At 33.5% G+C, this 22,993-nt stretch carries 23 protein-coding genes; 13 read left to right on the top strand and 10 right to left on the bottom strand.

Annotated elements, in window-relative coordinates:
* The first annotated feature begins 86 nt into the window (after nt 1-86).
* The 4 genes from kbl (at nt 87) to radA (ending at nt 3,971) form a co-directional block, all read left to right on the top strand.
* Entirely contained in the window at nt 87-1,280 is a 1,194-nt protein-coding gene (kbl, locus tag AC1EUU_RS11965) for a glycine C-acetyltransferase (protein ID WP_480201659.1), read from the top strand.
* Between the two features lie 93 nt (nt 1,281-1,373).
* Entirely contained in the window at nt 1,374-1,868 is a 495-nt protein-coding gene (locus AC1EUU_RS11960; RefSeq protein ID WP_480201658.1) for a 6-pyruvoyl trahydropterin synthase family protein, read from the top strand.
* Complete coding sequence (locus AC1EUU_RS11955; protein WP_480201657.1) at nt 1,865-2,623, top strand: UDP-2,3-diacylglucosamine diphosphatase; 759 nt, start codon at nt 1,865-1,867, stop codon at nt 2,621-2,623. Before AC1EUU_RS11960 ends, AC1EUU_RS11955 begins: the two co-directional genes overlap by 4 nt.
* Complete coding sequence (radA, locus tag AC1EUU_RS11950) at nt 2,616-3,971, top strand: DNA repair protein RadA (RefSeq protein WP_480201656.1); 1,356 nt, start codon at nt 2,616-2,618, stop codon at nt 3,969-3,971. Before AC1EUU_RS11955 ends, radA begins: the two co-directional genes overlap by 8 nt.
* On the opposite strand, the gene AC1EUU_RS11945 is transcribed toward radA, so the two are convergent.
* A complete protein-coding gene (locus AC1EUU_RS11945; protein WP_480201655.1) occupies nt 3,963-4,409 on the bottom strand; it encodes a hypothetical protein in 447 nt (148 codons plus the stop codon). The two genes, radA and AC1EUU_RS11945, sit on opposite strands and share 9 nt — an antisense overlap.
* A gap of 53 nt (nt 4,410-4,462) precedes the next feature.
* Here AC1EUU_RS11945 and AC1EUU_RS11940 point away from each other — a divergent pair, with 53 nt between their 5' ends.
* Nucleotides 4,463-4,981: a GNAT family N-acetyltransferase gene (locus AC1EUU_RS11940; protein WP_480201654.1), complete on the top strand. Its 519-nt coding sequence runs from the start codon at nt 4,463-4,465 to the stop codon at nt 4,979-4,981.
* Here AC1EUU_RS11940 and AC1EUU_RS11935 read toward each other — a convergent pair.
* Together AC1EUU_RS11935 and AC1EUU_RS11930 are read right to left on the bottom strand one after the other, a co-directional pair.
* On the bottom strand, nt 4,978-5,796 hold the full coding sequence (locus AC1EUU_RS11935; protein WP_480201653.1) for a DUF695 domain-containing protein: 819 nt from the start codon (nt 5,794-5,796) through the stop codon (nt 4,978-4,980). The genes AC1EUU_RS11940 and AC1EUU_RS11935 overlap by 4 nt on opposite strands.
* Before the next feature lie 28 nt (nt 5,797-5,824).
* Entirely contained in the window at nt 5,825-6,871 is a 1,047-nt protein-coding gene (locus tag AC1EUU_RS11930) for an endonuclease/exonuclease/phosphatase family protein (protein ID WP_480201652.1), read from the bottom strand.
* A 139-nt stretch (nt 6,872-7,010) separates the two neighbouring features.
* On the opposite strand from AC1EUU_RS11930, the gene AC1EUU_RS11925 reads away from it, so the two are divergent.
* The 3 genes from AC1EUU_RS11925 (at nt 7,011) to AC1EUU_RS11915 (ending at nt 11,765) form a co-directional block, all read left to right on the top strand.
* Nucleotides 7,011-9,740, top strand: coding sequence for a carboxypeptidase-like regulatory domain-containing protein (locus tag AC1EUU_RS11925; RefSeq protein WP_480201651.1), 2,730 nt, complete (start codon nt 7,011-7,013; stop codon nt 9,738-9,740).
* A 10-nt stretch (nt 9,741-9,750) separates the two neighbouring features.
* Entirely contained in the window at nt 9,751-11,124 is a 1,374-nt protein-coding gene (locus AC1EUU_RS11920) for a DUF5689 domain-containing protein (protein WP_480201650.1), read from the top strand.
* A 302-nt stretch (nt 11,125-11,426) separates the two neighbouring features.
* The gene (locus AC1EUU_RS11915; protein WP_480201649.1) at nt 11,427-11,765 is read left to right on the top strand and encodes a hypothetical protein; all 339 of its coding nucleotides are present in this window, start codon (nt 11,427-11,429) and stop codon (nt 11,763-11,765) included.
* A 28-nt stretch (nt 11,766-11,793) separates the two neighbouring features.
* Here the strand turns inward: AC1EUU_RS11915 and AC1EUU_RS11910 are convergent, their stop codons facing one another.
* Nucleotides 11,794-12,762 carry an endonuclease/exonuclease/phosphatase family protein gene (locus AC1EUU_RS11910; protein ID WP_480201648.1) on the bottom strand — a complete coding sequence of 323 codons (969 nt, stop codon included), beginning with the start codon at nt 12,760-12,762 and terminating at the stop codon, nt 11,794-11,796.
* A gap of 60 nt (nt 12,763-12,822) precedes the next feature.
* Between AC1EUU_RS11910 and hflX the strand changes: the two genes are divergently transcribed.
* Entirely contained in the window at nt 12,823-14,025 is a 1,203-nt protein-coding gene (gene hflX, locus AC1EUU_RS11905; RefSeq protein ID WP_480201647.1) for a GTPase HflX, read from the top strand.
* Nucleotides 14,026-14,028: 3 nt separating this feature from the next.
* Here hflX and AC1EUU_RS11900 read toward each other — a convergent pair whose 3' ends face one another.
* From AC1EUU_RS11900 to AC1EUU_RS11875, 6 genes are all read right to left on the bottom strand, one after another.
* Nucleotides 14,029-14,787 carry a hypothetical protein gene (locus AC1EUU_RS11900; protein WP_480201646.1) on the bottom strand — a complete coding sequence of 253 codons (759 nt, stop codon included), beginning with the start codon at nt 14,785-14,787 and terminating at the stop codon, nt 14,029-14,031.
* Nucleotides 14,788-14,825: 38 nt separating this feature from the next.
* Complete coding sequence (locus AC1EUU_RS11895) at nt 14,826-15,947, bottom strand: CNNM domain-containing protein (protein WP_480201645.1); 1,122 nt, start codon at nt 15,945-15,947, stop codon at nt 14,826-14,828.
* Nucleotides 15,948-16,037: 90 nt separating this feature from the next.
* Nucleotides 16,038-16,985 carry a DUF3078 domain-containing protein gene (locus AC1EUU_RS11890; RefSeq protein WP_480201644.1) on the bottom strand — a complete coding sequence of 316 codons (948 nt, stop codon included), beginning with the start codon at nt 16,983-16,985 and terminating at the stop codon, nt 16,038-16,040.
* Nucleotides 16,986-17,074: 89 nt separating this feature from the next.
* The gene (locus tag AC1EUU_RS11885) at nt 17,075-17,584 is read right to left on the bottom strand and encodes a DUF2480 family protein (RefSeq protein ID WP_480201643.1); all 510 of its coding nucleotides are present in this window, start codon (nt 17,582-17,584) and stop codon (nt 17,075-17,077) included.
* 3 nt (nt 17,585-17,587) lie between these two features.
* The gene (locus tag AC1EUU_RS11880; RefSeq protein WP_480201642.1) at nt 17,588-17,908 is read right to left on the bottom strand and encodes an iron-sulfur cluster assembly protein; all 321 of its coding nucleotides are present in this window, start codon (nt 17,906-17,908) and stop codon (nt 17,588-17,590) included.
* A gap of 31 nt (nt 17,909-17,939) precedes the next feature.
* Nucleotides 17,940-18,365, bottom strand: coding sequence for a SufE family protein (locus tag AC1EUU_RS11875; RefSeq protein ID WP_480201641.1), 426 nt, complete (start codon nt 18,363-18,365; stop codon nt 17,940-17,942).
* Nucleotides 18,366-18,440: 75 nt separating this feature from the next.
* Here AC1EUU_RS11875 and AC1EUU_RS11870 point away from each other — a divergent pair, with 75 nt between their 5' ends.
* The 4 genes from AC1EUU_RS11870 to AC1EUU_RS11855 all read left to right on the top strand — a co-directional run bounded on the left by AC1EUU_RS11870 (nt 18,441) and on the right by AC1EUU_RS11855 (nt 22,876).
* Entirely contained in the window at nt 18,441-19,367 is a 927-nt protein-coding gene (locus AC1EUU_RS11870; RefSeq protein WP_480201640.1) for a PfkB family carbohydrate kinase, read from the top strand.
* Nucleotides 19,368-19,490: 123 nt separating this feature from the next.
* Nucleotides 19,491-21,389 (top strand): amidophosphoribosyltransferase, encoded by a 1,899-nt coding sequence (locus AC1EUU_RS11865; protein WP_480201639.1) that lies wholly within the window; start codon nt 19,491-19,493, stop codon nt 21,387-21,389.
* Between the two features lie 41 nt (nt 21,390-21,430).
* Nucleotides 21,431-21,910, top strand: a complete 480-nt coding sequence (locus tag AC1EUU_RS11860; protein WP_480201638.1) for a hypothetical protein — start codon at nt 21,431-21,433, stop codon at nt 21,908-21,910.
* A 57-nt stretch (nt 21,911-21,967) separates the two neighbouring features.
* Nucleotides 21,968-22,876: a hypothetical protein gene (locus AC1EUU_RS11855; protein WP_480201637.1), complete on the top strand. Its 909-nt coding sequence runs from the start codon at nt 21,968-21,970 to the stop codon at nt 22,874-22,876.
* Nucleotides 22,877-22,993 lie beyond the last annotated feature (117 nt).

The following is a 22,993-nucleotide window of genomic DNA, read 5'->3' as shown; positions in this document are numbered from 1 at the left end:
TAATTTATCTTATGAAATTAATCGTCAGATTTCAATTACCTTTGTGAAGATTTATAGATTTTAATTATAAAAAATTATCATACAAAATGTACGGAAACATACAACAACATTTAAAAAATGAAATTCAGAGCATTAAAGATGCGGGTCTATATAAAGAAGAGCGCATTATTACATCGCCTCAAGAAGCGGTAATTAAAATTTCAACCGGTGAGGAAGTAATTAATTTTTGTGCTAACAATTACCTCGGATTATCTAATCATCCAGAAGTAATTCAAGCCGGAAAAGATGCTATGGATTCACATGGTTTTGGTATGTCGTCCGTTCGATTTATATGTGGTACACAAGACATTCATAAAGAATTAGAACAAAAGATCGCAGATTATTACGGATTTGAAGATACCATCTTATATGCAGCATGTTTTGATGCCAATGGCGGCGTTTTTGAACCATTGTTAACCAAAGAAGATGCTATTATATCTGACTCTTTAAATCATGCTTCGATCATTGATGGTGTTCGTTTATGTAAAGCGGCTCGCTATCGCTATGAAAATAACAATATGGAAGAGTTAGAGGCTCGGTTAAAAGAAGCGAATGAAGCCGGAGCCCGTTTTAAAATCATTGTAACAGATGGTGTGTTTTCTATGGATGGTATTGTTGCTGATCTTGATAAGGTTTGTGATCTGGCTGATAAATATGATGCTATGGTTATGGTAGATGAATGTCATGCGGCCGGTTTTATCGGTAAAACCGGAAGAGGAACATTAGAGTTAAAAAATGTATTAAAACGTGTTGATATTGTTACCGGAACTCTAGGAAAAGCTTTAGGAGGTGCAATGGGTGGGTATACTACCGCTAAAAAAGAAGTTATAGATATACTACGTCAGCGCTCAAGACCGTATTTATTCTCAAACTCGCTAGCTCCGGCTATTGTAGGTGCTTCTATAAAAGTATTTGATCTCTTGGCAAATGACACATCTTTGCGTGATAAATTAGAATGGAATACAAATTACTTCCGCAAAGGAATGGAAGAAGCCGGCTTTGATTTGGTAGGTGCGGATGCCGCAATTGTTCCAGTTATGTTATACGATGCTAAATTATCACAGACCATGGCCAATGAATTATTAAAAGAAGGTATTTATGTAATTGGTTTCTTCTTTCCTGTGGTTCCTAGAGAAAAGGCCAGAATTAGAGTACAGTTATCGGCCGCACATGAAAAAGAACATTTAGACAAAGCGATTGCTGCATTCACAAAAGTAGGTAAGGCTCTGAATATAATATAATGCCTTGTCATTCTTGCAAAGCAAAATTATTGAACGACAAGGAATCCCTCGAGATTTCTCGCCTTCGTTAGAAATGATAAAAAGAATGAGAAAATGAGTATCATACGTATCACCAAACATTTTGATTTTGAAACTGCACATGCCTTGTATGGTTATGATGGTAAATGCAAAAACGTACATGGGCACAGCTATCAACTATATGTTACAGTTATTGGTAGCCCTATCAATGACTCCAAGCATGTAAAAAATGGAATGGTGCTTGACTTTGGCGATTTAAAGAAGATTGTTAAAACACAAATAGTTGATGTTTTTGACCATGCTACCATCTTAAACAAAAACTCACCACACGCTGATCTTGCCGAAGATATTAGAAAACATTCGCCAAAAGTTATATTGGTTAATTACCAACCTACGAGTGAAAATATGATTGCTGATTTTGCATCCATAATTCAGCAACATTTACCACAAAGTGTTAAATTGCATTCGTTGAAATTGTACGAAACACAAAATTCATATGCTGAGTGGTTTGCTTCAGATCAACACTTAGACGAATATCAAAAAGCCTTAAACGTCTTTAATAAAGGATGACCATAAATCTACCTGCTAATAAAAAAGTTTATATCGCTTCTGATCAGCATTTGGGCATTCCGAATCACGCTGAAAGTTTGGTGCGTGAAAAGAAATTTGTAGCTTGGTTAGATGCTGTCAAGCAGGATGCGCATACTATTTTTTTGCTAGGAGATTTATTTGACTTTTGGTTTGAATACAAAACAGTAGTTCCTAAAGGATTTGTACGCGTTTTAGGAAAACTTGCTGAACTAAAGGATAATGGCATTGATATTCATTTTTTTGTGGGAAATCACGATTTATGGATGCGCGATTACTTTGAAACTGAATTAGAAATTCCGGTATACCATAAACATAAAGAGTTTGTCATTAATGATAAGGTATTTCTTATTGGACATGGTGATGGATTAGGCCCTGGTGACAAAGGATACAAGCGCATGAAAAAGGTGTTTACAAACCCATTATCAAAATGGTTATATAGATGGTTACATCCAGATTGGGGTATTAAACTCGGTGTTTATCTTTCTACTAAAAATAAATTGATCTCTGGTGATGAAGATGCAAAATTCTTAGGTGAAGAAAATGAATGGCTGGTGCAGTATTGTAAAAGAAAATTAGAAACCAAACATTATGATTATTTTTTGTTTGGCCATCGTCATTTACCAATGACCATTAAGCTAAATGATAAGTCTACCTATATCAATACTGGTGATTGGATTACACATTTTACCTATGCCGTTTTTGACGGGAATTTAACGGAATTAAAAAATGCCTAAAACCAAAACTTCCTTTTTCTGCCAAAACTGTGGTACTCAATACGCTAAATGGGTAGGTAAATGTACGGCTTGCAATGAATGGAATACTATTGTAGAAGAGGTACTACAAAAAGAAGAAAAAAGAGCTTGGAAACAAACTTCAGCAGTCAAAAAAGCAGCTAAACCAATTGAAATCCGCAAGGTGGCAATTACCAAAGAAGATAGAATTCATACTCAAAATAATGAATTAAATAGAGTTCTTGGAGGTGGATTAGTAAGGGGGTCTGTCACACTTTTGGGCGGAGAACCAGGTATAGGTAAATCAACATTACTTTTACAAGTAGCACTAGCGATTACTAAAAAAGTATTGTATGTTTCTGGTGAAGAAAGTCAATCGCAAATTAAAATGCGAGCAGATCGAATAAATAAGGAAAGTTCCAATTGTTTTGTGCTTACGGAAACTAAAACACAGAACATTTTCAAATCTATAGAAGATGAGCACCCAGAAGTAGTTGTAATCGACTCTATTCAAACATTGCATACTGATTATATTGATGCTTCGCCTGGCAGCATCTCGCAAATACGAGAAACAACTGCCGAACTCATAAAGTTTGCTAAAGAAACTGCAACTCCAGTTATTCTAATTGGTCACATAACCAAAGAAGGAGCTATTGCCGGTCCAAAAATCTTAGAGCATATGGTTGATGTAGTACTACAATTTGAAGGTGATAGAAACCATACTTATCGAATACTCAGAGCACAAAAAAATCGTTTTGGATCCACAGCCGAGTTAGGCATTTACGAAATGCAAAGTGCGGGGTTAAGAGAGGTTGAAAATCCGTCAGAAATATTAATTTCAGAAAAAGATGAGTCATTAAGTGGTACTGCTATTGGAGCCACTTTAGAAGGAATGCGTCCATTAATGATAGAAGTACAAGCCTTGGTAAGTACAGCGGTCTACGGAACTCCTCAACGATCTGCTACAGGTTATAATATTAAACGGCTACACATGATCTTAGCTGTGCTTGAAAAAAGAGCTGGTTTTAGATTGGGTGCAAAAGATGTATTTCTTAATATCGCTGGGGGTATAAAAGTAGATGATCCGGCAATTGATCTAGCTGTAGTAGCATCCATTTTATCATCAAATGAAGATATCGCTATTCCTCAAGATCTATGTTTTGCTGCCGAAGTTGGTTTGGCTGGAGAAATACGCCCTGTAAACCGAATTGACCAGCGCATTTTAGAGGCCGAAAAGTTAGGATTTTCAACAATTATTGTTTCAAAATTTAATAAAATAGCGAAGTCAGATTATATAATTAAAGTAATTTTAGCTTCAAAGGTTGAAGAAATATTTCAACGGCTATTTTAATTTTCTTTTCGCTTTTTGGAGTTTAACTTCAAGTTTTTTAATCTTATTCTGCCACTTCTTCTCGTCGTCAGGAGAAAGTTTTCCTTTTCGTTTTAGCTTTTCATACCTCTTTTGAGCCTTCTCTAAACGTGTTTGCGCACTTTTGTAATTGTCTTTACGCTGCTTTTTGAGTTTTTCTTCAGCTTTCTTTTTTTCTTCTTTCTTCCGTCTTTTAGTATTTTTTTTATTCTCTTTTTTTCTAGTCTTAAGCTCTTTCAATTTTAAAAAAATGGATTCTTTTTCTGAAGTTGAAAAAGAACTTGTAACATCTTCACCATTCAGAAAAATCTTATCTCTTTTAATTTTATACTCTTTTCCTGCAAAAGCTACTTTTTGAGCATTTAAAATGGTTAATGAGAAAAATAACAGCGTAGAAAGAATTATCTTTAACTGTTTCATATTGATTATTTTTAGTGCTTAGAACAAATGTAATTCTTTTTTAGTTTCACCTTATGGAAGTCTCTTTTATAAAATGTTTGCCTTCAGATTATAAAAAACTGACGGAAATCTCTAAAGTAACGTTTATTGATGCTTTTGAAAAAGATAATAATCCTAATGATTTTAAAGAATATTTAACCTCGGCATTTAGTGAAGAAAATATTAAATCTGAGCTTCAAAATCTTAATTCTACTTTTTATTTTATTTTTTTTGAAAAAACATTGGTTGGTTATATTAAGCTCAATGAAAAAGACGCGCAAAACGAACAATTCACTCAAACTTCAATTGAATTAGAGCGCATTTATGTTTTAAAAGAGCTACAGGGGAAAAAAATTGGACAAAAAGCACTCTTTAAAGTACTTGATATTGCTAAAAAAAGTAATGTCGCTTTCTTGTGGTTAGGTGTTTGGGAACATAATCATGCTGCCATACGTTTTTATGAAAGACATGGGTTCAAAAAATTCGGAAAACACCCTTATATGTTAGGTAATGATGAACAAACAGATTGGCTCATGAAATATAACCTGTCTTAATCTTCAGTAACCGGTTCTGAGCCCCAACCGCCATAGTCACCATAAAAAATAGTTGCCATCTTTATAAACAACTCTGAGAGTTCTTTAATTTTCTTTGGGTTGACCGAGTCTTTACGAGATACTACCGCTCTATAACGATAATAACCCCTTTTTTCTTCTTTTAAAGAATCTACTGAAAATTCCAATTTTTTTGCTCGGTCTAAAAATTGTTTTCTTCTCTTCTCATTTTTAAAATTAATCCAATGATTAACTTTTCTTGGCTTATTTAATTGATCACCATCTATTACCAGTTGGTTTAAGAATTCATGATTGAGAAAAAAGCCATCAGAAAAATCCTTAGGAACAAGGTTTTCTTTATAATGACTCCATTTTTTATCTTGTTTCAAAAGCAGATAATTTTTAGAAAAAGCATAATTATAGTCTAAAAACTTTTGAATGGTGTCTCTAACATTTGTAGTGTCTTTTAAATAATAAACATCAAATCCAGAACACTGGTAAGTTAAAATCCCCACCAACCTCTTTTTTGTTAGTTTACTTAGCTTACTCGAAATAGAGTCTGAGAACATATAAAATTTTGCTAAACCTAATTCTTCTGGATAGCCATTCTTTTTACAATGCCTGGTGTTTGTACCAACAACTAATAAGTTCTTATAATTAGGTTTACCCATAAAGTTATAATAGATATTGGTGGTAATAACCATAGGGCCCTTTTCTTTTTCGGTAACATAAGTTACCCAATCTTGTTTATAGCCTTGGGAGAATCCTAACATAGAAATAGATAAGAAGGCTAGTTTGATTAAGAATTTTGTTTTCATTAAACCATTTACCACAAAAATTATGCCCTTACTTTTTTTCCTTAATCAAATAAATATATGAAGGGAAATGATCGCTATAACCTCCTTGATAGGTGCCATAACTATAACTCCTAAAAGGATAGCCTTTATATTTTCCTTTTTGATTCATTAAATAACGCTTGTTATAAATACCCGCCTTATAAAATCGATAAGAAGTATAATCTTTCTCTAATAAAGGTTGTGTAAATATAATTTGATCAAACAAATTGAGAATCCCTCTATAAATTAAAGTGTTTAAGCCCCTTCTAAACATATTAGCCATAGGGTTGTACAAGCCTGTTGGTTGTTTTACATCGGCTTTCTTTTCTTTAGCATTTAAAACCTTTTCGATGCTATGATTATTGGGGTCGTCATTGAAATCTCCCATGGTGATTATTTTAGCCTTAGGATTGATTTGCTGAAGTGAGTCAATAATTTTGACATTTATTCTTGCAGCAGCCATTCTTAAGGGTCTGCTTTTAGCTTCTCCTCCTCTTCTTGAGGGCCAATGGTTTACAATCAAATGTATTAATTCACCATCTAATAAACCAGAAACCAATAATTGATCTCTCGTATAATCGCGTTCTCCATCATCTTTATATATAAGTAATTTATGCTTTGATTGACTAATAGGTTTAAAATGTTTTTTTTGATAAAGAAGAGCAACATCTATACCTCTTTCATCTGGTGAATCGTAATGCACAATGCCGTAATGTTTCTCTTTCATTTTTTCCGAACCCACTAAATCCTCTAACACAGCTCTATTCTCTACTTCACAAACTCCAATAAGTGCTGGGCTCGCTTTAGCCTCCTCAGACCCTATTTCTGTTAAAACCTTGCTGAGCTTGCCAATCTTATCCCAATAAACCTCTGATGTATACTTGTCTTTACCATTTGGAGTTCTGTAATCATCCATTTTTTTAGGATCATTAATTGTATCAAACAGATTTTCAACATTATAAAATGCAATGGTTCTAATATCGTATTGCTTTTCTTCTTTCTGAGCAAAAAGAGTAATGACGCTAAAAAAAACAAGTAAAAAAGTTAGTGCTCTCATAAATTTATTTATTACTAGCAAAAGTAAAAACAATTTCTGAGCCAAAGTCATTGTTTACGATAACTTAATATACACCAATAGCTAAAAATTGTACTTTAGCTACGCATAAAATTTTGTGCTTAATTAATTTAAAAATGCTATGAAAAAAAAAGTTATAACACCCCTACTGGGTGTTTTCTTCTTTGCAGGAGCTTTAGCTCAAACCTTGAGCTCTATTAAAGGAAAAGTGGTAGACTCAGAGTCACAACAGCCGCTTGACAATGTAAAAGTAATTATAGACAAAACCCTTATTTCTACATTAACAGATGTTAATGGAAATTTTCTTTTGTCTAACATCACTTTAGGAGATCAAATTGTACAGTTTCACTTAAACGGTTATGAAATTCAGAACTTCTTTATTAAAGTAGAAGAGGGAAAAGAAGTAGATTTAGGAACCATCTTTTTATCTATTGATTTTTCAATGATAGAAGAAGGTAGTGGATTAATCTTACTTACAGAAGATGATCTCAACTATGATAATGGTAAGGCCGAAAATACCACTGGCTTACTGCAATCATCTAGAGACGTGTTTCAAAATAGAGCTGCTTTTGATTTTGGGCAAGCTTTTTTCAGAATTAGAAGTTATGATTCAGAAAATGCTACAGTACTAATCAATGGCATCTCCATGAATAAGCTATTTAATGGAAGGCCACAATGGAACAATTGGGGTGGACTAAATGATATTACTCGTAATCAAGAATTAACTACAGGTTTAGCGCCTTCTGATTATACCTTTGGAGGAATCTTAGGCGCTACAAATATTACCGCTAGAGCTTCAAAGTATAGGCCGGGGTTGCGTATTTCTGGCTCTTATTCAAACAAGACTTATTCTGGGAGAACAATGGTAACATATAGTTCAGGCTTACAAAAAAATGGGATAGCATACTCTTTTTCTGCTTCAAGGCGATGGGGTAATGAAGGTTTTGTTGATGGAACACTTTATGATGCCTATAGTGCTTTTGGTTCTTTAGAATATAAACTAAGTGAAAATCATAGTATTAATGTGGTTGCTATGTTTTCGCCAAATAGAAGAGGACAAGTTTCTGCAATTACAGAACGCGTTTTTGAGGAGTTAGGAAGAAAATATAATCCTTATTGGGGAGACCAAGATGGAGATCTTCGTAATTCAAGAGTTCGCGAAATTGAAGAACCCATATTAATGTTTAATTACTTTTTTGAAGGTAATAAAACCTCAGTAACAACTAGTGTTGCGTATCAATTTGGCAAGCAAGGTAGAAGCAGGCTTGATTATTCAAATGCCCCTAATCCATTGCCCAATTACTGGCGATATTTATCAAATATTCTTGAAAAACCACAAATAGATTGGAACGCATTATATGATGCCAACCGAAACACGGCTAACATTTTTGATGGAGGCGCTGCACGTTATATTTTATACGAAGACCGAACCGATGATAAATTGCTTACACTCAATGCCACTCTAAATACCGAATTAAGCAAAAACATTCGTTTAGACATAGGCGGCACTTATAAAAAGCTAATTTCAGAGAATTTTGCTACTCCAATAGATCTACTAGGTGCACAGTATTATGCAGACGTAAATCAGTTTACTATTATAAATGGTAGTCCATCTAGAAATGATGTTTTAGGAAATCATCAAAAGGGTGTTGATGATAAAATTAAATACAATTATGATATTAATTCTGATCAATTAAATGTTTTTGCTCAATTACAGTTTAGCTATAATAACATCGACTTCTTTTTAAGCGGTTCTTATTCAAACACCACACATCTTAGAGTTGGCAAATTCTTAAATGAAAGCTTCGAAAATAATTCTTTAGGTAAAAGTGAAAAGTTAGCATTCAATAATTTTGGCATAAAAGGAGGATTAACTTACAAAATTACCGGACGGCATTTATTATTACTTAATGCGGGCTATTTAACTAAAGCACCAACAATTAGAAACTCATTTGTGAATTCAAGAGAAAACAATATTACTGTAGACGACATCGATAGTGAAAAAATCTCTTCAATAGAAGCTAGTTATATTTTCCGATCATCAGAAATTAAAGCGCGATTAACGGGATATCTTACCAACTTTGAAAACGGTACAGATGTTAATTTCTTTTTTGCTCAGGGAGGTTCAGGTTCTGATTTCTTTCAAGAAGTGGTTACAGGTATTGATAAAATGCATACCGGAGTTGAAATTGGAATTGAATATCAAGCAAACCCAATGGTAAAAACATTTTTTGTAGCTGCTTATGGCGAGCATATATATAGTAATAATGCCAATGTGAGTATAAATTTTGATACTACAGGTTTCAATGATGAGGTCATTAATAATATCGGATTTAAAGATCTTGGCGAGGCGGCTATTAAAAACTTAAGAGTAGCAAATGGCCCACAACAAGCATATTCTTTAGGAGTAGAATATCGCGATCCTAAATACTGGTGGATAAGCGCCACTGCTAATTATCTTTCTAATTCTTATGTAGATATTTCAACTATCAAGAGAACATCTGATTTCTTTATTAATCCTGACGATCCATTGGGGCTTCCTTTTGACGATATCGATACAACATTAGCTAACAAATTACTTGAACAAGAAAAACTTGATGGTTTTTATTTATTAAATCTTACTGGAGGTAAATCTTGGAGAGTTAATGATAATTACTTCAGCCTATTTGTGAGCATCAATAATGCTTTTGAAACGATTTATCAAACAGGAGGATACGAACAATCTCGTACTGCAAATTATGCTAGTTTAATAGAGGATACAGCAAACGGAGATGGTCAACGTAATTTTGGGAACAAATACTGGTATGGCTTTGGAAGAGCATATTTTATAAATCTTACCTTGAGTTTCTAATTACAGAGCTATGAAAACCATCTATAAATTCAATTACTTTTTCCTTACCCTATTAACTTATAGTACTTTTTATTCATGTGTTAAGGGAAAAGACTTTGATCCTCCCAAAGAGGATTGTAATAACACTATAAACACTACAAAAAGTGTACAAGAGATTTTAGATATTTCTTCAAATAATGCGGTTAAATATTCAAGCGTAGATTATATAGAAGGGTATATAACATCTAGCGACCAGGAAGGAAATTTTTTTAAAACTATCTCATTACAAACTTTAGATGGTTCATTAGGCTTTAGCATAGCTTTAGATCAAACCGATTTGTTTACTGTTTACAACCCGGGGAGAAAAGTGTTCGTTAAGCTTAAAAATCAATACACCGAAATTGATAATGGAGCATTAAAGATTGGTAGTTTATTTGTCAATAATTTTAATCAAGAAACGGTAGGTAGAATTACGTATCCAGCTTTTCAGAAGGTCATTATAAAATCATGTGAGGTACTTAGTGAAGAAACTTTAGTAAACAATCTTTCTTTTAACAATATTTCAGATAATTATTTAAATACACTTATTGAATTTAATAATGTTCAGTTTACAGAAGATGCTATAGGGAATACTTTATATGACATTTCAAATGACCTTGGTGGTTCGGCCACTAATCATCTTATTGAAGATGGTAACGGTAATACATTAATTTTTAGAACTAGCGCTTTTTCAGATTTTTCCAATTTAGATGTTCCTAACGGTAATGGAACTATAAGAGGTGTGCTTACTAAGTTTGATAATGAATATCAGCTCTTAATACGAACAATAAATGACTTAAACTTAAATAATGATAGAATAGTGATTGTCCCTAAAAACAACCTCTTTTTTACAGAGTTAGCAGATCCAAATAATAATAGTAAGGCTCGTTTCATTGAAATTTATAATGGCGAAGGAGAAATGATTAATCTCAATGGTTGGCAAGTTAGAAGGTATACAAACGCAAGTACTTCTGTTTCTTCAACTATAGATTTATCGGGTTTTAGTATAAACTCAGGACAAGCTTTTGTGATCGCTGCCAATGCTTCTGAATTTGAAGCCACATTTGGTTTTGCGCCAGACCTAGCTGCTTCATCTGGTGGGCCTGCCGATTCTAATGGTGATGATAATTTAGAGTTGGTCGACCCTTTTGGAACCGTAGTTGACATCTTTGGTGTCACCGGTGAAGACGGTTCAAATACAAACCATGAATTCGAAGATGGAAGAGCTTATAGAAAAGCCTCTATCATAAAAGGCAATCCAACATATACTTTTTCAGAATGGAATATTTGGAATGACTCCGGAGATGCCGAAACAATAAACGCGCCCCAAGATGCTCCTGGTAATTTCACTCCTGGTGTTCGATAGAAAGAAAGCACTTTAAGGGTTTCTTATAGCGCCTGTTTTAACATTTTTCTAAAGTTTATGAATGGGTTAAATGGATCGTTTATTTCTTTTTAGGTATCTTATTTATTGATAGCATCTGTTTTTAATCAGATTTCTTCTTCAAATTTTAAAATTTGCTAAATTCTAATTAAAAATTCCTGCTTTAAGTTTATGTAAATTCACTGTTTTCTGACCTTTCTTTTAACATAAGAACAACCTTTTCGTAATAAAATAACATTACAGCTATTCTATCTTTGGAGCGCTAAACATAAACACTATTAATTATGAAAAAGTCAATTATTCTATTCGCAATGTTTGTATTAAGTGTCTATTCGTCTTTTGCAAGCAATCCTGATTCTGAACCTAAATCTAAAATAGTTTTTGAGATTAAAAACTTATTAGAATCGCCAAAATTTGATTTTGGAAATGAGGAAAAAGAAGCAAACGCTGTAATCATGTTTACGCTTAACAACAAAAATGAAATTGTTGTTATTGACGTGGAAAGTAGTAGCAAAAAAGTAAAACAATTTGTAAAAAACAGGTTAAACTATCACCAATCATCAGATTTATCTCTCATAAAAGGTAAAATCTACGAAATACCATTAAAAATTATAAACTCTTAAAAAAATCGTTTAGCATAAACTCCTACAATTAAACTGTGGGAGTTTTTTTATTCTTTTCAAGAATGATATATACTGGAAAGTGATCGCTATAACCCCCTTGGTGCCACTTACCAATATAAGTTCTAAAAGGACTTCCTTTCCTTTTTCCTTTCCATGATTTTAAAAAATATTCATCAAATATTTTTGCTTGTCTGTAAGCTATTAGCTCTTCTTCATTAAAGAAATTTCGGCTAAAGATAATTTGATCAAATAAGTACCATTCTTTTTCGTGCGTAGCAGTGCCTTTTCCTTTATCAAACAACGACTCATAAGGGTTATAAAAATCATTAGTTACTAAATGCTGTTTAATACTTGGGCTATTAGGATTATCATTAAAATCTCCCATAACAATAATCTTGGCATCTTCGTTTTCGTTCTTAATTCTTGTTATGATACCATGTACCGCCTCCGCAGCTTTAACTCTTTTATGTTCTGTTTCTAATGTTCCTTTTCTGCGGGATGGCCAGTGATTTACTATACAATAAACCAATTCTCCTTTTAATTTTCCTTTAACCATCAAGATATCACGTGTATAATCGCGCTCTCCCTCATCATTGAATAATAACAAAGGAAAAACTTCAGAATCTATCAACTCAAAATCTTTCTTATTATACACTAATGCTACTTCAATTCCGCGTTCATCATTTGAATCATAATGTACCACATCATAAGCGTGTTCTTTAAGTTCGTTGGTTTGAATTAGATCATTTATAACTTCATAGTTTTCAACCTCGGCAACGCCAATAATTGAGGGAACATTTTGAGTTTCATCTTTGCCTATTTGCGAAATCACAGATGCTAACTTTTTTACTTTCCTGAAATACCGTTTTTTATTCCATCTCTTCCTCCCGTTAGGAGTAAAATCATCATCTAAAGTTTCTGGATCGTCTACAGTATCAAAAAGATTCTCGAGGTTATAAAATGCAATTGTGTATAATTCTTTTAGGTCTTTATTCAAAGCATAAATTTAATAAAGCTGAAAAGTACGAAAAATAGACAAACTTAGTACCTTTGCCTAATGTTAGAAAAAAAGAGCTTAGACTTTGAAAAAACTGTCTTGATTGGGGTAATCAATCAGGCACAAGATGAAACAAAGTCTAAAGAATATTTAGATGAATTAGAGTTTTTAACTTTCACGGCCGGTGGAGAAGTAATAAAACGTTTTACCCAAAAAGTAGATACTCCCAATCCAAAAACTTTTATTGGAAGCGGTAAAATGGAAGAAGTCCGTGAATTTGTAGACCATCATAAGGTTGGGTCTGTTATTTTTGATGATGAATTAAGCCCAGCGCAACAAAAAAATATAGAACGTTTACTTCGCTGTAAGATCTTAGATAGAACTAGTTTAATTCTCGATATTTTTGCACAACGCGCACAAACTCACTATGCACGTACGCAGGTTGAATTAGCACAGTATCAATATTTACTTCCTCGGTTGGCTGGATTATGGACACACCTTGAAAGACAACGAGGTGGTATTGGTATGCGTGGTCCAGGTGAAACTGAGATTGAAACCGATAGGCGTATTGTTCGTGATAAAATCTCTTTACTTAAAAAGAAGCTCGTTACCATAGACAAGCAAATGGCAGTGCAACGTGGCAACAGAGGGAAATTGGTTCGGGTTGCGCTTGTTGGTTACACAAATGTTGGAAAATCAACATTAATGAATGTAATAAGTAAGAGTGATGTCTTTGCCGAAAATAAACTTTTCGCCACTCTCGATACTACTGTTAGAAAAGTAGTTATTAAAAATATTCCCTTTTTATTATCTGATACAGTTGGGTTTATTAGAAAGCTTCCAACACAATTAGTAGAATCATTTAAATCAACATTAGATGAAGTTCGTGAAGCAGATCTGCTATTACATGTCGTAGATATTTCACACCCTAATTTTGAAGAACATATTGAGTCGGTAAATAGCATTCTTGACGAAATTAAAAGTGCCGATAAACCTGTATTAATGGTTTTCAATAAAATTGATAACTACTCGCATGAAGTAATTGCTGAAGACGACCTTGTTACAGAAAAAACGAAAGCACACTTCACTTTAGATGAATGGAAAAAGACCTGGATGGCCGAATTAGGTGATAACTGCTTGTTTATTTCGGCTTTAAATAAAGAAAATTTAGAGGAGTTTAGAGTTAAGGTTTTTGAGGCAGTTAAAAAAATTCATGTCACACGTTTCCCTTATAATGATTTCCTTTATCAGGAGTATGACTGATCTTTATTTGATTTGAAAATGGATATGGTCGTCATGTCTAACCGCTTGACACCCGTGGAACCTCACTTTACTATTAGTTAAATTTAATCGCTGCTTTAAGTGAGGTTCAATAAATAATTTATCAATTTTCGGTTGTTTAAGAATTATCTGGGATAGGTTTTTGGTGCCTACTTTAGAAAATTTAATATTTTTATTAATCTTCCCTAGACTTAGGTATTTCGAAAAATCATACTGCCAATACTTCAATCTTTTACAGTTACTTATCTGGTTAAATTCATTCTTTTTTGGAGCTTCATATACTCCGTATCCGCTAATTGAAGGTTTTTTATTTGTTAGTAGTTTTTCATCTTCATAAATAAAAGAAATATCGATCTTTTTTCCATCATTATGACTCAAATGGGGTAATAAGGGGAACCCATTAATAAAAGGAAAGTTAGCGTCAAGATATATAAGTTTAATTCCCTTGTGCCGCTCGGAAATCTCTTTAGAAATTTTATCAATTACTCGGTTTAAATCTGGTTCAACATAATTTCTGTTCATTAATTTGTAAATGAAACTATGCGCTTCTAAAGCTTTCGATTCTTTAATTTTTTCTCTACCAAAAAAAGGGGCAGCGAATGGTATAATTAAAAAAGTAGCTGTGGTATATAAGGTAGAAAATAGAATTACAATTTTTAGCCGTTTGTATTTTGAATTCTTCTTAACCGTAAATAGAGTTATTAAATATACAATACCACCAGTTTGCGTAATTATTGTTAACAACAGAGTGATTAAGAGATGTATTACGCTCTTTATTATACTCATGAATCCGAAGCGCCATCTTCAATAATCCCTAAACGTTTAGCTCTTTTTTCCCAGTTTTTTCGAGCCAATTGTTGCATATCAGAATCAGTATCACTTTCGTCCATAATCTCTAAACCTAGCAAGGTTTCAATCACATCTTCCATTGTTACCAACCCACTAATTGACCCATACTCATCTACAACAAGTGCTATATGTTCTTTCTCTGCAACAAGCTTTTCAAATAAATTTGGAATAGCTACATTGCGATCTACGGCTAATAACTTACGTTTTAAGTCTCCAAGACTTTGTCTATACTTATCTTCCGCTAATTCTTTATAGACATCATCCTTTAAAACATAACCTGTAATGTTATCTTGATTTTCCTTATAAATTGGTATTCTAGAAAAACGAAGGTCTTTATTTTCTTCGAAAAATTCTTTAATATTTTGATCTTCAGAAGCAATCTTAAGCACTGTTCTAGGCGTCATTACGTCTTTAGCTAAGATTGTTTTAAAATTAAGTAGGTTTTTAATCACCATAGATTCCGATTCTTCAAAAACTCCTTCTTCTTGCGCGATGTCTGCCATCGCCGTAAAGTCTTCACGGCTCAATACGCTGCCGTGGTGGCCTTTACCTCCAATTAATTTAGTGGTAAGTTGTAATAGCCATAAAATTCCGGTCCATTTCAACGGAAAGATTAAAACATTTAAAGCTTTACTGGTAAAGTTGGCAAGTTGTTTCCAATAGGTAGCACCAATGGTTTTAGGAATGATTTCTGAAGCCACTAAAATTAAAATCGTCATAATTGTAGAAACTACCCCAACCATAACATCTTCGGTAAACGCTATACCAAAAACTGTTCTTGTCTTTGAGCCATATATTTCAGCATACGCTACTTTTGCTTGCACACCTACTAAGATTGCACCAACAGTGTGCGCAATAGTGTTAAGTGTTAGTATTGCAATCAATGGTTTGTCAACGTCTTTCTTTAAAACCTCTAAATTTTCAGCGTAGGCTTTACCTTCTTTTTTCTTTACATTAATAAATGTAGGGGTTACACTTAGCAGCACTGCTTCAAGTATTGAACATAAAAAAGAGAAGAAAATGGAAATAATTCCATAGAAAATAAGTAAGCCCATTAACGTTTTATTTAGTAGCTAAGTTAATAATTTGATCGTATAAAAAAAGAGTTCTCGAATGAGAACTCTTTAAATTGAAATATTATGATTTTAGAAAGAATAATTTAAGCCTAAAAGCCAGTATGATTGTAAATCATTATCTGTATTAGACAAAGTTGGCATTATTTGAGCAGGAACTGCAGTTGCATCAAAATTAGATAAAGCGTTATTAAACGCTTCCTGTTTGTTATTTCTTAAACCAAACTCAAACCCTAAACCAATACCTTTCCAGAATGTGTAACCAAATGAATTGATCCATGTCCAGTTAGAATAATCACCTTCTTCATAACTCATAAATGCAGAAAGGTTAGATTTGAAATTAATTCCTCCTGGCAATTGTCTAGTATAGTCTGCTAATATTTTAGCTCCTAAAGAAGATTCATACATTGCAGCTCCACTACTAAACACAAAATTATAATTTAGTGGATGGATGGTAACTACCAGATCTTTTACAGGTGTCCAAGTTGCACCAACACCCAGATCTAAATAACCAGGATCGTTAAAATTATCGATGATACTCGTTCTGTATTCAGCTAAACCAGAAACCGCCCATTTGTCACTTAACTTACGTCCGTAAAGAGAAGTTAATGTAAATACATCTGAAGCAGCATCAAAACTGTCACTATCATTTGGATTGTCTTTATCATCATTTTTTACCCAAGCAACATTAACGTTTGTTGAGTTTCTCCAGAAATATTTCTCTTGAAGTAAGTTAGCAAATGCGTTTACAGTAATACCAATATTTCCTGTAGAAGTGTTAGGAGTTCCTTTAGAATACCACTTATCAAAGCTGGCAATATTTCCCCCTATTGTACCAAAAGCTCCAAGTTTCCATCCTGGTAAGGCATCTATCTGTGCCTGTATTGCGTCTACTTCTGATTGAAGTTTTGCAATAGAATCTTTTTTAGGCCCTTGTTTTGCTATAAGTTCTTCTTTTGTTTGTGCAAACATTGATGTTACCCCTAGTATCATTATGCATGCAAGCACTAATTTTCTCATTTTTAATTAATTTTTAGTTTTTCTTTTTTCGATGTGCAAAAATATGCTTTTATACTTAGACCTTAAAACAACAAAAAGTCACAAAAAGGCTATTTCTTTGTTTTAAAAAGAGGAACGGTAGAACATGCTTCACCAAACATAATACTTTTGGCCACAGTTTGTAGTTTTTCAATAAGAAATACTGAAGCCGTAGGTGGTATCGGTTTATTAGCACAACCCTTAACGATCACAGGTTTATCTTTATAGTCTGCTACATCTAAATTTTCTATAATTTCTTGAAAAATTACTGTTTCTAAAAGCTCAAAATCACCTACTACTATTTTTTTTGCATAAGGAGTTAAGTATGTTGTAATTAATAGGTAAGCCCATGAAGGGATTATTGCATCGGTGCTACATGTTAAGGCTACGTAGCTATTTGTATACTGTTGCCAATCATGATTTTTTATGCTTTCTCGAAAGTCTTTTTCGCGTAAAAGTAGACCTTCATAAAGCCAATTAGAAATATCAAGCAAAATGCGTTCACCAGAAGGGTAAGATTCCTCGAGATCAATGGTAACGAGTTTGCTTTGAGAGACTCTATTTATTATTTCTTTAGACATCGTTTACAAAAACCCTAATTCTAGCTTTGCTTCCTCACTCATCATATCTTGACTCCATGGTGGATCAAACGTAATTTCAACCTCAGCGCTGTCAATTTCTTCAAGTGTTTTTACCTTTTCTTCAACTTCTACAGGCAATGTTTCTGCAACCGGGCAATTAGGAGAAGTTAAGGTCATTAAAATCTTTGCCTCTTTATTTTCATTAACAAATACATCATAGATAAGGCCTAATTCGTAAATATCTACCGGAATTTCGGGGTCAAAAATGGTTTTTAAAACCGCTACTATTTTATCTCCTACTTCTTGTACTTCTACTTCTGTCATTAATTCAACTTTTTACAATTCAAAGATACGACTATTGTGCTAATTTTGCCTGAAAAGCAACAGCATACAGCTTTAATTGCTTAATCATTGAAACAAGTCCGTTTGCACGTGTTGGGCTTAAATGTTCCTTTAAACCAATTTCATCAATAAAGTTGGTGTCGGCCTCAATTATGTCTTTGGGTTTTCGATCTGAAAAAACACGTAACAATAGCCCTACCAGGCCTTTGGTTAAAATTGCATCGCTATCAGCTGTAAAAACAACTTTATCATTTTGCAATTCACCATGAACCCATACCTTAGATTGACACCCTTTAATGATATTATCTTCGGTCTTATATTCTTCTTCTATTAGTGGAAGTGATTTTCCGATTTCTATCAAATGCTCATAACGTTCCATCCAGTCATCAAACATTGAAAATTCGTCTACAATTTCTTCCTGTATTTCTTTGATAGTCATTTTTTAAACTTATTTTTGCACAGCCAATAGCTGTTGTAGCTATTAAGTCGGCAAAATTACATTAAAAAAACAAGAATGGGTAAATTATTAGCAGTTGGTACTGTTGCATTTGACGCTATAGAAACGCCTTTTGGAAAAACCGATAAAATCTTAGGTGGTTCGGCCACTTTTGTTGGGCTCGCTGCTTCGCAATTCGGTATTAAAACTGGTATTGTTTCTATTGTTGGAGATGATATGCCTCAAGCATATCTCGATATGCTAAATGAACGAAACATAGATACCTCTGGTGTAGAGATTGTTAAAGGAGGTAAAACGTTCTTCTGGAGTGGACGCTATCATAATGATATGAACTCGCGCGATACGTTGGTTACTGAATTAAATACGTTGGCAGATTTTAATCCTAGGGTACCAGAAGGTTTTAAGGATGCTCCAGTTGTAATGCTAGGTAATTTACATCCATTAACACAAGCTTCAGTACTAGATCAAATGAATGAAAAACCAAAAATGGTCATCTTAGATACCATGAATTTTTGGATGAATTCTGCTTTAGATGATTTATTAGACGTTATTAAGCGCATTGATGTAATTACCATTAATGACGAAGAAGCTAGACAATTAAGTGGTGAATATTCGCTGGTAAATGCGGCAAAGAAGATCCATAGTATGGGGCCACAATATGTTGTGATTAAAAAAGGAGAACACGGAGCCCTATTATTTAATAATGGTAATATGTTCTTTGCTCCCGCTTTACCTCTAGCCGAAGTATTTGATCCAACCGGAGCAGGAGATACTTTTGCAGGTGGATTTGCTGGATATATTGCTAAAACGGAAGATATCTCTTTCGAGAACATGAAAAATGCCGTAATCTATGGTTCTAACCTCGCTTCATTTTGTGTAGAAAAATTTGGAACCGAGCGTATGGAAAATCTCGAACCAGAAGAAGTGAGAAAACGATTGCAGGCATTTAAGCAACTAACACAATTTGAAATAGAATTAAATTAATAGGAATCCGCGTCTAAACACGCGGATTTTTTATTTAGACACTGTTAAGAACAGCGCTAGAAGTAGTATTGAAATTAAGATCAAAAAATTTAGGGCTATCCCAAAATTGACAACAAAATATCAATGAGCGACGCTATTAAGCATGAATGTGGTATTGCTTTAGTACGATTACTAAAACCACTAGATCACTATCAAAAAAAGTACGGTACATCTTTCTATGGCATTAATAAGATGTACTTGATGATGGAAAAACAACATAATCGAGGCCAAGATGGAGCGGGCTTTGCCAGTATAAAATTAGATGTTGAACCGGGTACTCGTTACATCAGTAGAGTACGCTCAAATAAGCAAGCGCCCATTCAAGATATTTTTGGGCAAATTAATGAGCGATTAAACAAGATCTTAGATCAGCATCCTGATAAAAAAAACGACGTGCAATGGCAATTAAACAATATGCCATATGTTGGTAATTTATTTTTAGGTCACGTTCGTTATGGTACATTTGGTAAGAATAGTATTGAAAGTGTTCATCCTTTTTTACGCCAAAATAACTGGAAACATAAAAACCTTATTGTTGCGGGTAATTTTAATATGACAAATTCGAATGAGTTATTGCAAGAACTCATAGAACTTGGTCAGCATCCAAAAGAAAATACCGATACCGTGACCATTATGGAAAAGATAGGGCACTTTCTTGATGATGAAGTGTCAAATCTATATCAAAAGTGCAAAGACGATAATATTAGCAAAAAAGATGCATCGCCTATTATAGAAGAGCAATTAGATATAAAAAATGTACTACAGCGCGCTTCTAAGAATTGGGATGGAGGTTACGCTATGGTAGGTTTAATTGGTCATGGAGATGCTTTCGTTTATCGTGATCCTGCTGGTATCCGTCCAACATATTATTACAAAGATGATGAGGTAGTTGTTGTAGCTTCAGAGCGGCCTGTTATTCAAACGGTATTTAATGTTGACTACGAAAAAATTAAAGAATTAGAGCGAGCACACGCACTTATTATCAAAAAAAACGGATCAACATCAATAGCGCAAATAAAAGATCAATTGCCTAAAAAATCGTGTTCCTTTGAACGCATCTATTTTTCTCGAGGCAGCGATGCCGAAATTTATAATGAACGTAAGAATTTAGGGCGATTGGTGTTTCCTAACATACTAAAAGCCATAAATAATGATGTAAACAATACAGTGTTTTCATATATACCTAATACGGCTGAAACTTCCTTCTTCGGTATGGCGCAAGCTGCTGATGATTATTTGAAACAACATAAACTGGAGACCATATTAAAAGGAAAGCGTTCATTATCTTCTGATCAGGTTACTGAAGTTTTATCTGAAAAAGCGCGTTTCGAAAAAATTGCAATTAAAGATGCGAAACTTCGAACGTTTATTGCTGATGATAATAGTAGAGATGACCTTGTGGCTCATGTATATGACGTAACCTATGGAGTTGTTAAGTCAACCGACAACCTTGTTATTATTGATGATAGTATTGTTCGTGGTACTACTTTAAAGAAAAGCATTATTAAAATTTTAGACCGTTTAAATCCAAAGCAAATTGTTGTGGTCTCTTCGGCACCACAAATCCGTTATCCCGATTGCTACGGTATAGATATGGCACGTATTGATGAATTTATAGCTTTTAAAGCAACTCTAGAGCTTTTAAAAGAAACCAATCAATATCATATTATAGATGAGGTATATAAGAAATGTAAAAATCAAGAAAATATTGCGGTAGAAAATATTGAAAATTATGTTCGAGCTATCTACAAACCATTTTCGGCTGAACAGATTTCAAATAAGATAGCACAAATGCTAAAAACCGAAGATATTAAGGCTGACGTGAAGGTAATCTTTCAATCTATAGAAGGTCTACATGAAGCATGCCCTAATCATTTAGGTGATTGGTACTTTACCGGAAAGTATCCAACACCTGGCGGAATAAAAGTGGTTAACAAGGCATTTATTAATTTTTATGAAGGGAATAAGAAAAGAGCTTACTAATTTGGCATTTTAATTGCTTTAAGTACATTAAAATTATTATTATGAAGAAAATATTACTTATTCCGGTATTTGTAGTTTTAATGAGTTTTTCGAAATGTGATAAAGATAGTTTTGATAAAAAACCTCCTGTTACATTCGGTGAAGTTTATTCACAGGATTGGGCAGGCGGCAAAGCTGGCTCTAGCGGCACCTTAATAACTCTAATGGTAGAGAAGCCTGTAAAAGAAATTGCATTTGATTCGATTTATTTCAATAGAAAAGTTGCGAAAATTAATTCTCAATTTATTGACGACCGATTAACACTTACCGCAAATTTTATAAAGTTGAACCCTAAAGATAGAGATCTAATTATATCTTCAGATCCTAGAGAAGAATTTGGTAATAAACCAACCAGGCGCGAGCCAGCTATTCCTTTTAAATTGTCTGAAAATGAAGCCATTGTAAGTTATATTGTCAATGATGAAAGACGCTATTTTAGGTTGCAGAATATTAAAAAGAAAGAGACCTTATACTATCAATAATTTTTTTTGGCACAGCATTTGATTTCTGACTAACAGAATACTAAAAATTTGTGCCTTATGAAGCTGTTAAAATTACTTTCAGGACTATTTCTAACCATTACCTTATTAAGTTCTTGTGTGGTTTCAGTTGATAATTTTGATGATACTATAACATTAGAACAACTTGTAACCTCATATGATTTGTGGTGTGTAGATTTTAATCGTACTACCGGTAATGGAGATGTTCCTTTTTTATCTAAAGCTTTTACAATTTCATTTCAAAACGGACGTTTATATGCTAATAACAATCTTGTAGGCATTGGTTCTGTTGGAAACGGATTAGGGCTTCAAGTAGGTTATTATGATACTTTTAACGGGGTATTAGAAGTAGACCACAATCAAGACGGGTTCATTGACTTAGAGGTAGATCAATTATCTAGAGATGAAATTGTGATTACAGATACTTTTTCAAATACATCTTATTATTTAATAGGACACTTAAGAAGTAGTTTTAATTACGATCAGGTATTTTATGATAATATTGAATATTTCTTGCAAGAATATGTTGCTTGGGAAAAAACATTTGTAAGTGAAGAAGGTGTTTTGAATGAGTTTGATAATGAGAATTATTTAGAATTTACCCCGAGCTCAACCAATACATTTAGATCATCTCAAGATGATAATGGCACGAATCTTGATAATATTAAATGGGATTTTGTAGGTGACTATGAAGTGTTTGATGTAGAAGGAAGAAGTGACCTAAAAATTTTAACATTAGATTATGATTTCTTTGACAATGAAGAGTTTGAATTGAGCGTTATTAATGATGGTTTAGTTAGTTTATTCCATCGCGCTTCAGGAACAACATATGAATTTACTGGTAGGGGTAACATTCAGTTCAAAAACGGAGCATCAAAGCAAAAGCAAAGAAATACGAAACGATTCAAAACGAATCGCAAAACTAAAAAGATAGCTGTAAAAGCATAAAAATAAGGTTTGGTTAGTTGATTTTGGTTGATTTATTTCAACCATGCCGCCTCAGAAATCTGAGGCGGTTTTTTTATTAATATCTTAACCAAAGTCTCTTAGTCATTAGCTGTCAAT

This window comes from Maritimimonas sp. 2205BS37-2, from assembly GCF_056591755.1.
Note: the sequence above shows the minus strand (reverse complement) of the source record. Positions and strands in the feature narration are given on the sequence as shown.

Bases quoted from the DNA above. Each gene is read 5' to 3' on its own strand.
- AC1EUU_RS11945 (WP_480201655.1), bottom strand. From the start codon at position 4,409: ATGAAACAGTTAAAGATAATTCTTTCTACGCTGTTATTTTTCTCATTA.
- AC1EUU_RS11955 (WP_480201657.1), top strand. From the start codon at position 1,865: ATGACCATAAATCTACCTGCTAATAAAAAAGTTTATATCGCTTCTGAT.
- AC1EUU_RS11960 (WP_480201658.1), top strand. From the start codon at position 1,374: ATGAGTATCATACGTATCACCAAACATTTTGATTTTGAAACTGCACAT.
- AC1EUU_RS11915 (WP_480201649.1), top strand. From the start codon at position 11,427: ATGAAAAAGTCAATTATTCTATTCGCAATGTTTGTATTAAGTGTCTAT.
- AC1EUU_RS11895 (WP_480201645.1), bottom strand. From the start codon at position 15,947: ATGGGCTTACTTATTTTCTATGGAATTATTTCCATTTTCTTCTCTTTT.
- AC1EUU_RS11935 (WP_480201653.1), bottom strand. From the start codon at position 5,796: ATGAAAACAAAATTCTTAATCAAACTAGCCTTCTTATCTATTTCTATG.
- hflX (WP_480201647.1), top strand. From the start codon at position 12,823: ATGTTAGAAAAAAAGAGCTTAGACTTTGAAAAAACTGTCTTGATTGGG.
- AC1EUU_RS11940 (WP_480201654.1), top strand. From the start codon at position 4,463: ATGGAAGTCTCTTTTATAAAATGTTTGCCTTCAGATTATAAAAAACTG.
- AC1EUU_RS11870 (WP_480201640.1), top strand. From the start codon at position 18,441: ATGGGTAAATTATTAGCAGTTGGTACTGTTGCATTTGACGCTATAGAA.
- AC1EUU_RS11875 (WP_480201641.1), bottom strand. From the start codon at position 18,365: ATGACTATCAAAGAAATACAGGAAGAAATTGTAGACGAATTTTCAATG.
- AC1EUU_RS11930 (WP_480201652.1), bottom strand. From the start codon at position 6,871: ATGAGAGCACTAACTTTTTTACTTGTTTTTTTTAGCGTCATTACTCTT.
- AC1EUU_RS11865 (WP_480201639.1), top strand. From the start codon at position 19,491: ATGAGCGACGCTATTAAGCATGAATGTGGTATTGCTTTAGTACGATTA.
- AC1EUU_RS11880 (WP_480201642.1), bottom strand. From the start codon at position 17,908: ATGACAGAAGTAGAAGTACAAGAAGTAGGAGATAAAATAGTAGCGGTT.
- AC1EUU_RS11890 (WP_480201644.1), bottom strand. From the start codon at position 16,985: ATGAGAAAATTAGTGCTTGCATGCATAATGATACTAGGGGTAACATCA.
- AC1EUU_RS11925 (WP_480201651.1), top strand. From the start codon at position 7,011: ATGAAAAAAAAAGTTATAACACCCCTACTGGGTGTTTTCTTCTTTGCA.
- AC1EUU_RS11855 (WP_480201637.1), top strand. From the start codon at position 21,968: ATGAAGCTGTTAAAATTACTTTCAGGACTATTTCTAACCATTACCTTA.
- AC1EUU_RS11860 (WP_480201638.1), top strand. From the start codon at position 21,431: ATGAAGAAAATATTACTTATTCCGGTATTTGTAGTTTTAATGAGTTTT.
- kbl (WP_480201659.1), top strand. From the start codon at position 87: ATGTACGGAAACATACAACAACATTTAAAAAATGAAATTCAGAGCATT.
- AC1EUU_RS11885 (WP_480201643.1), bottom strand. From the start codon at position 17,584: ATGTCTAAAGAAATAATAAATAGAGTCTCTCAAAGCAAACTCGTTACC.
- AC1EUU_RS11920 (WP_480201650.1), top strand. From the start codon at position 9,751: ATGAAAACCATCTATAAATTCAATTACTTTTTCCTTACCCTATTAACT.
- radA (WP_480201656.1), top strand. From the start codon at position 2,616: ATGCCTAAAACCAAAACTTCCTTTTTCTGCCAAAACTGTGGTACTCAA.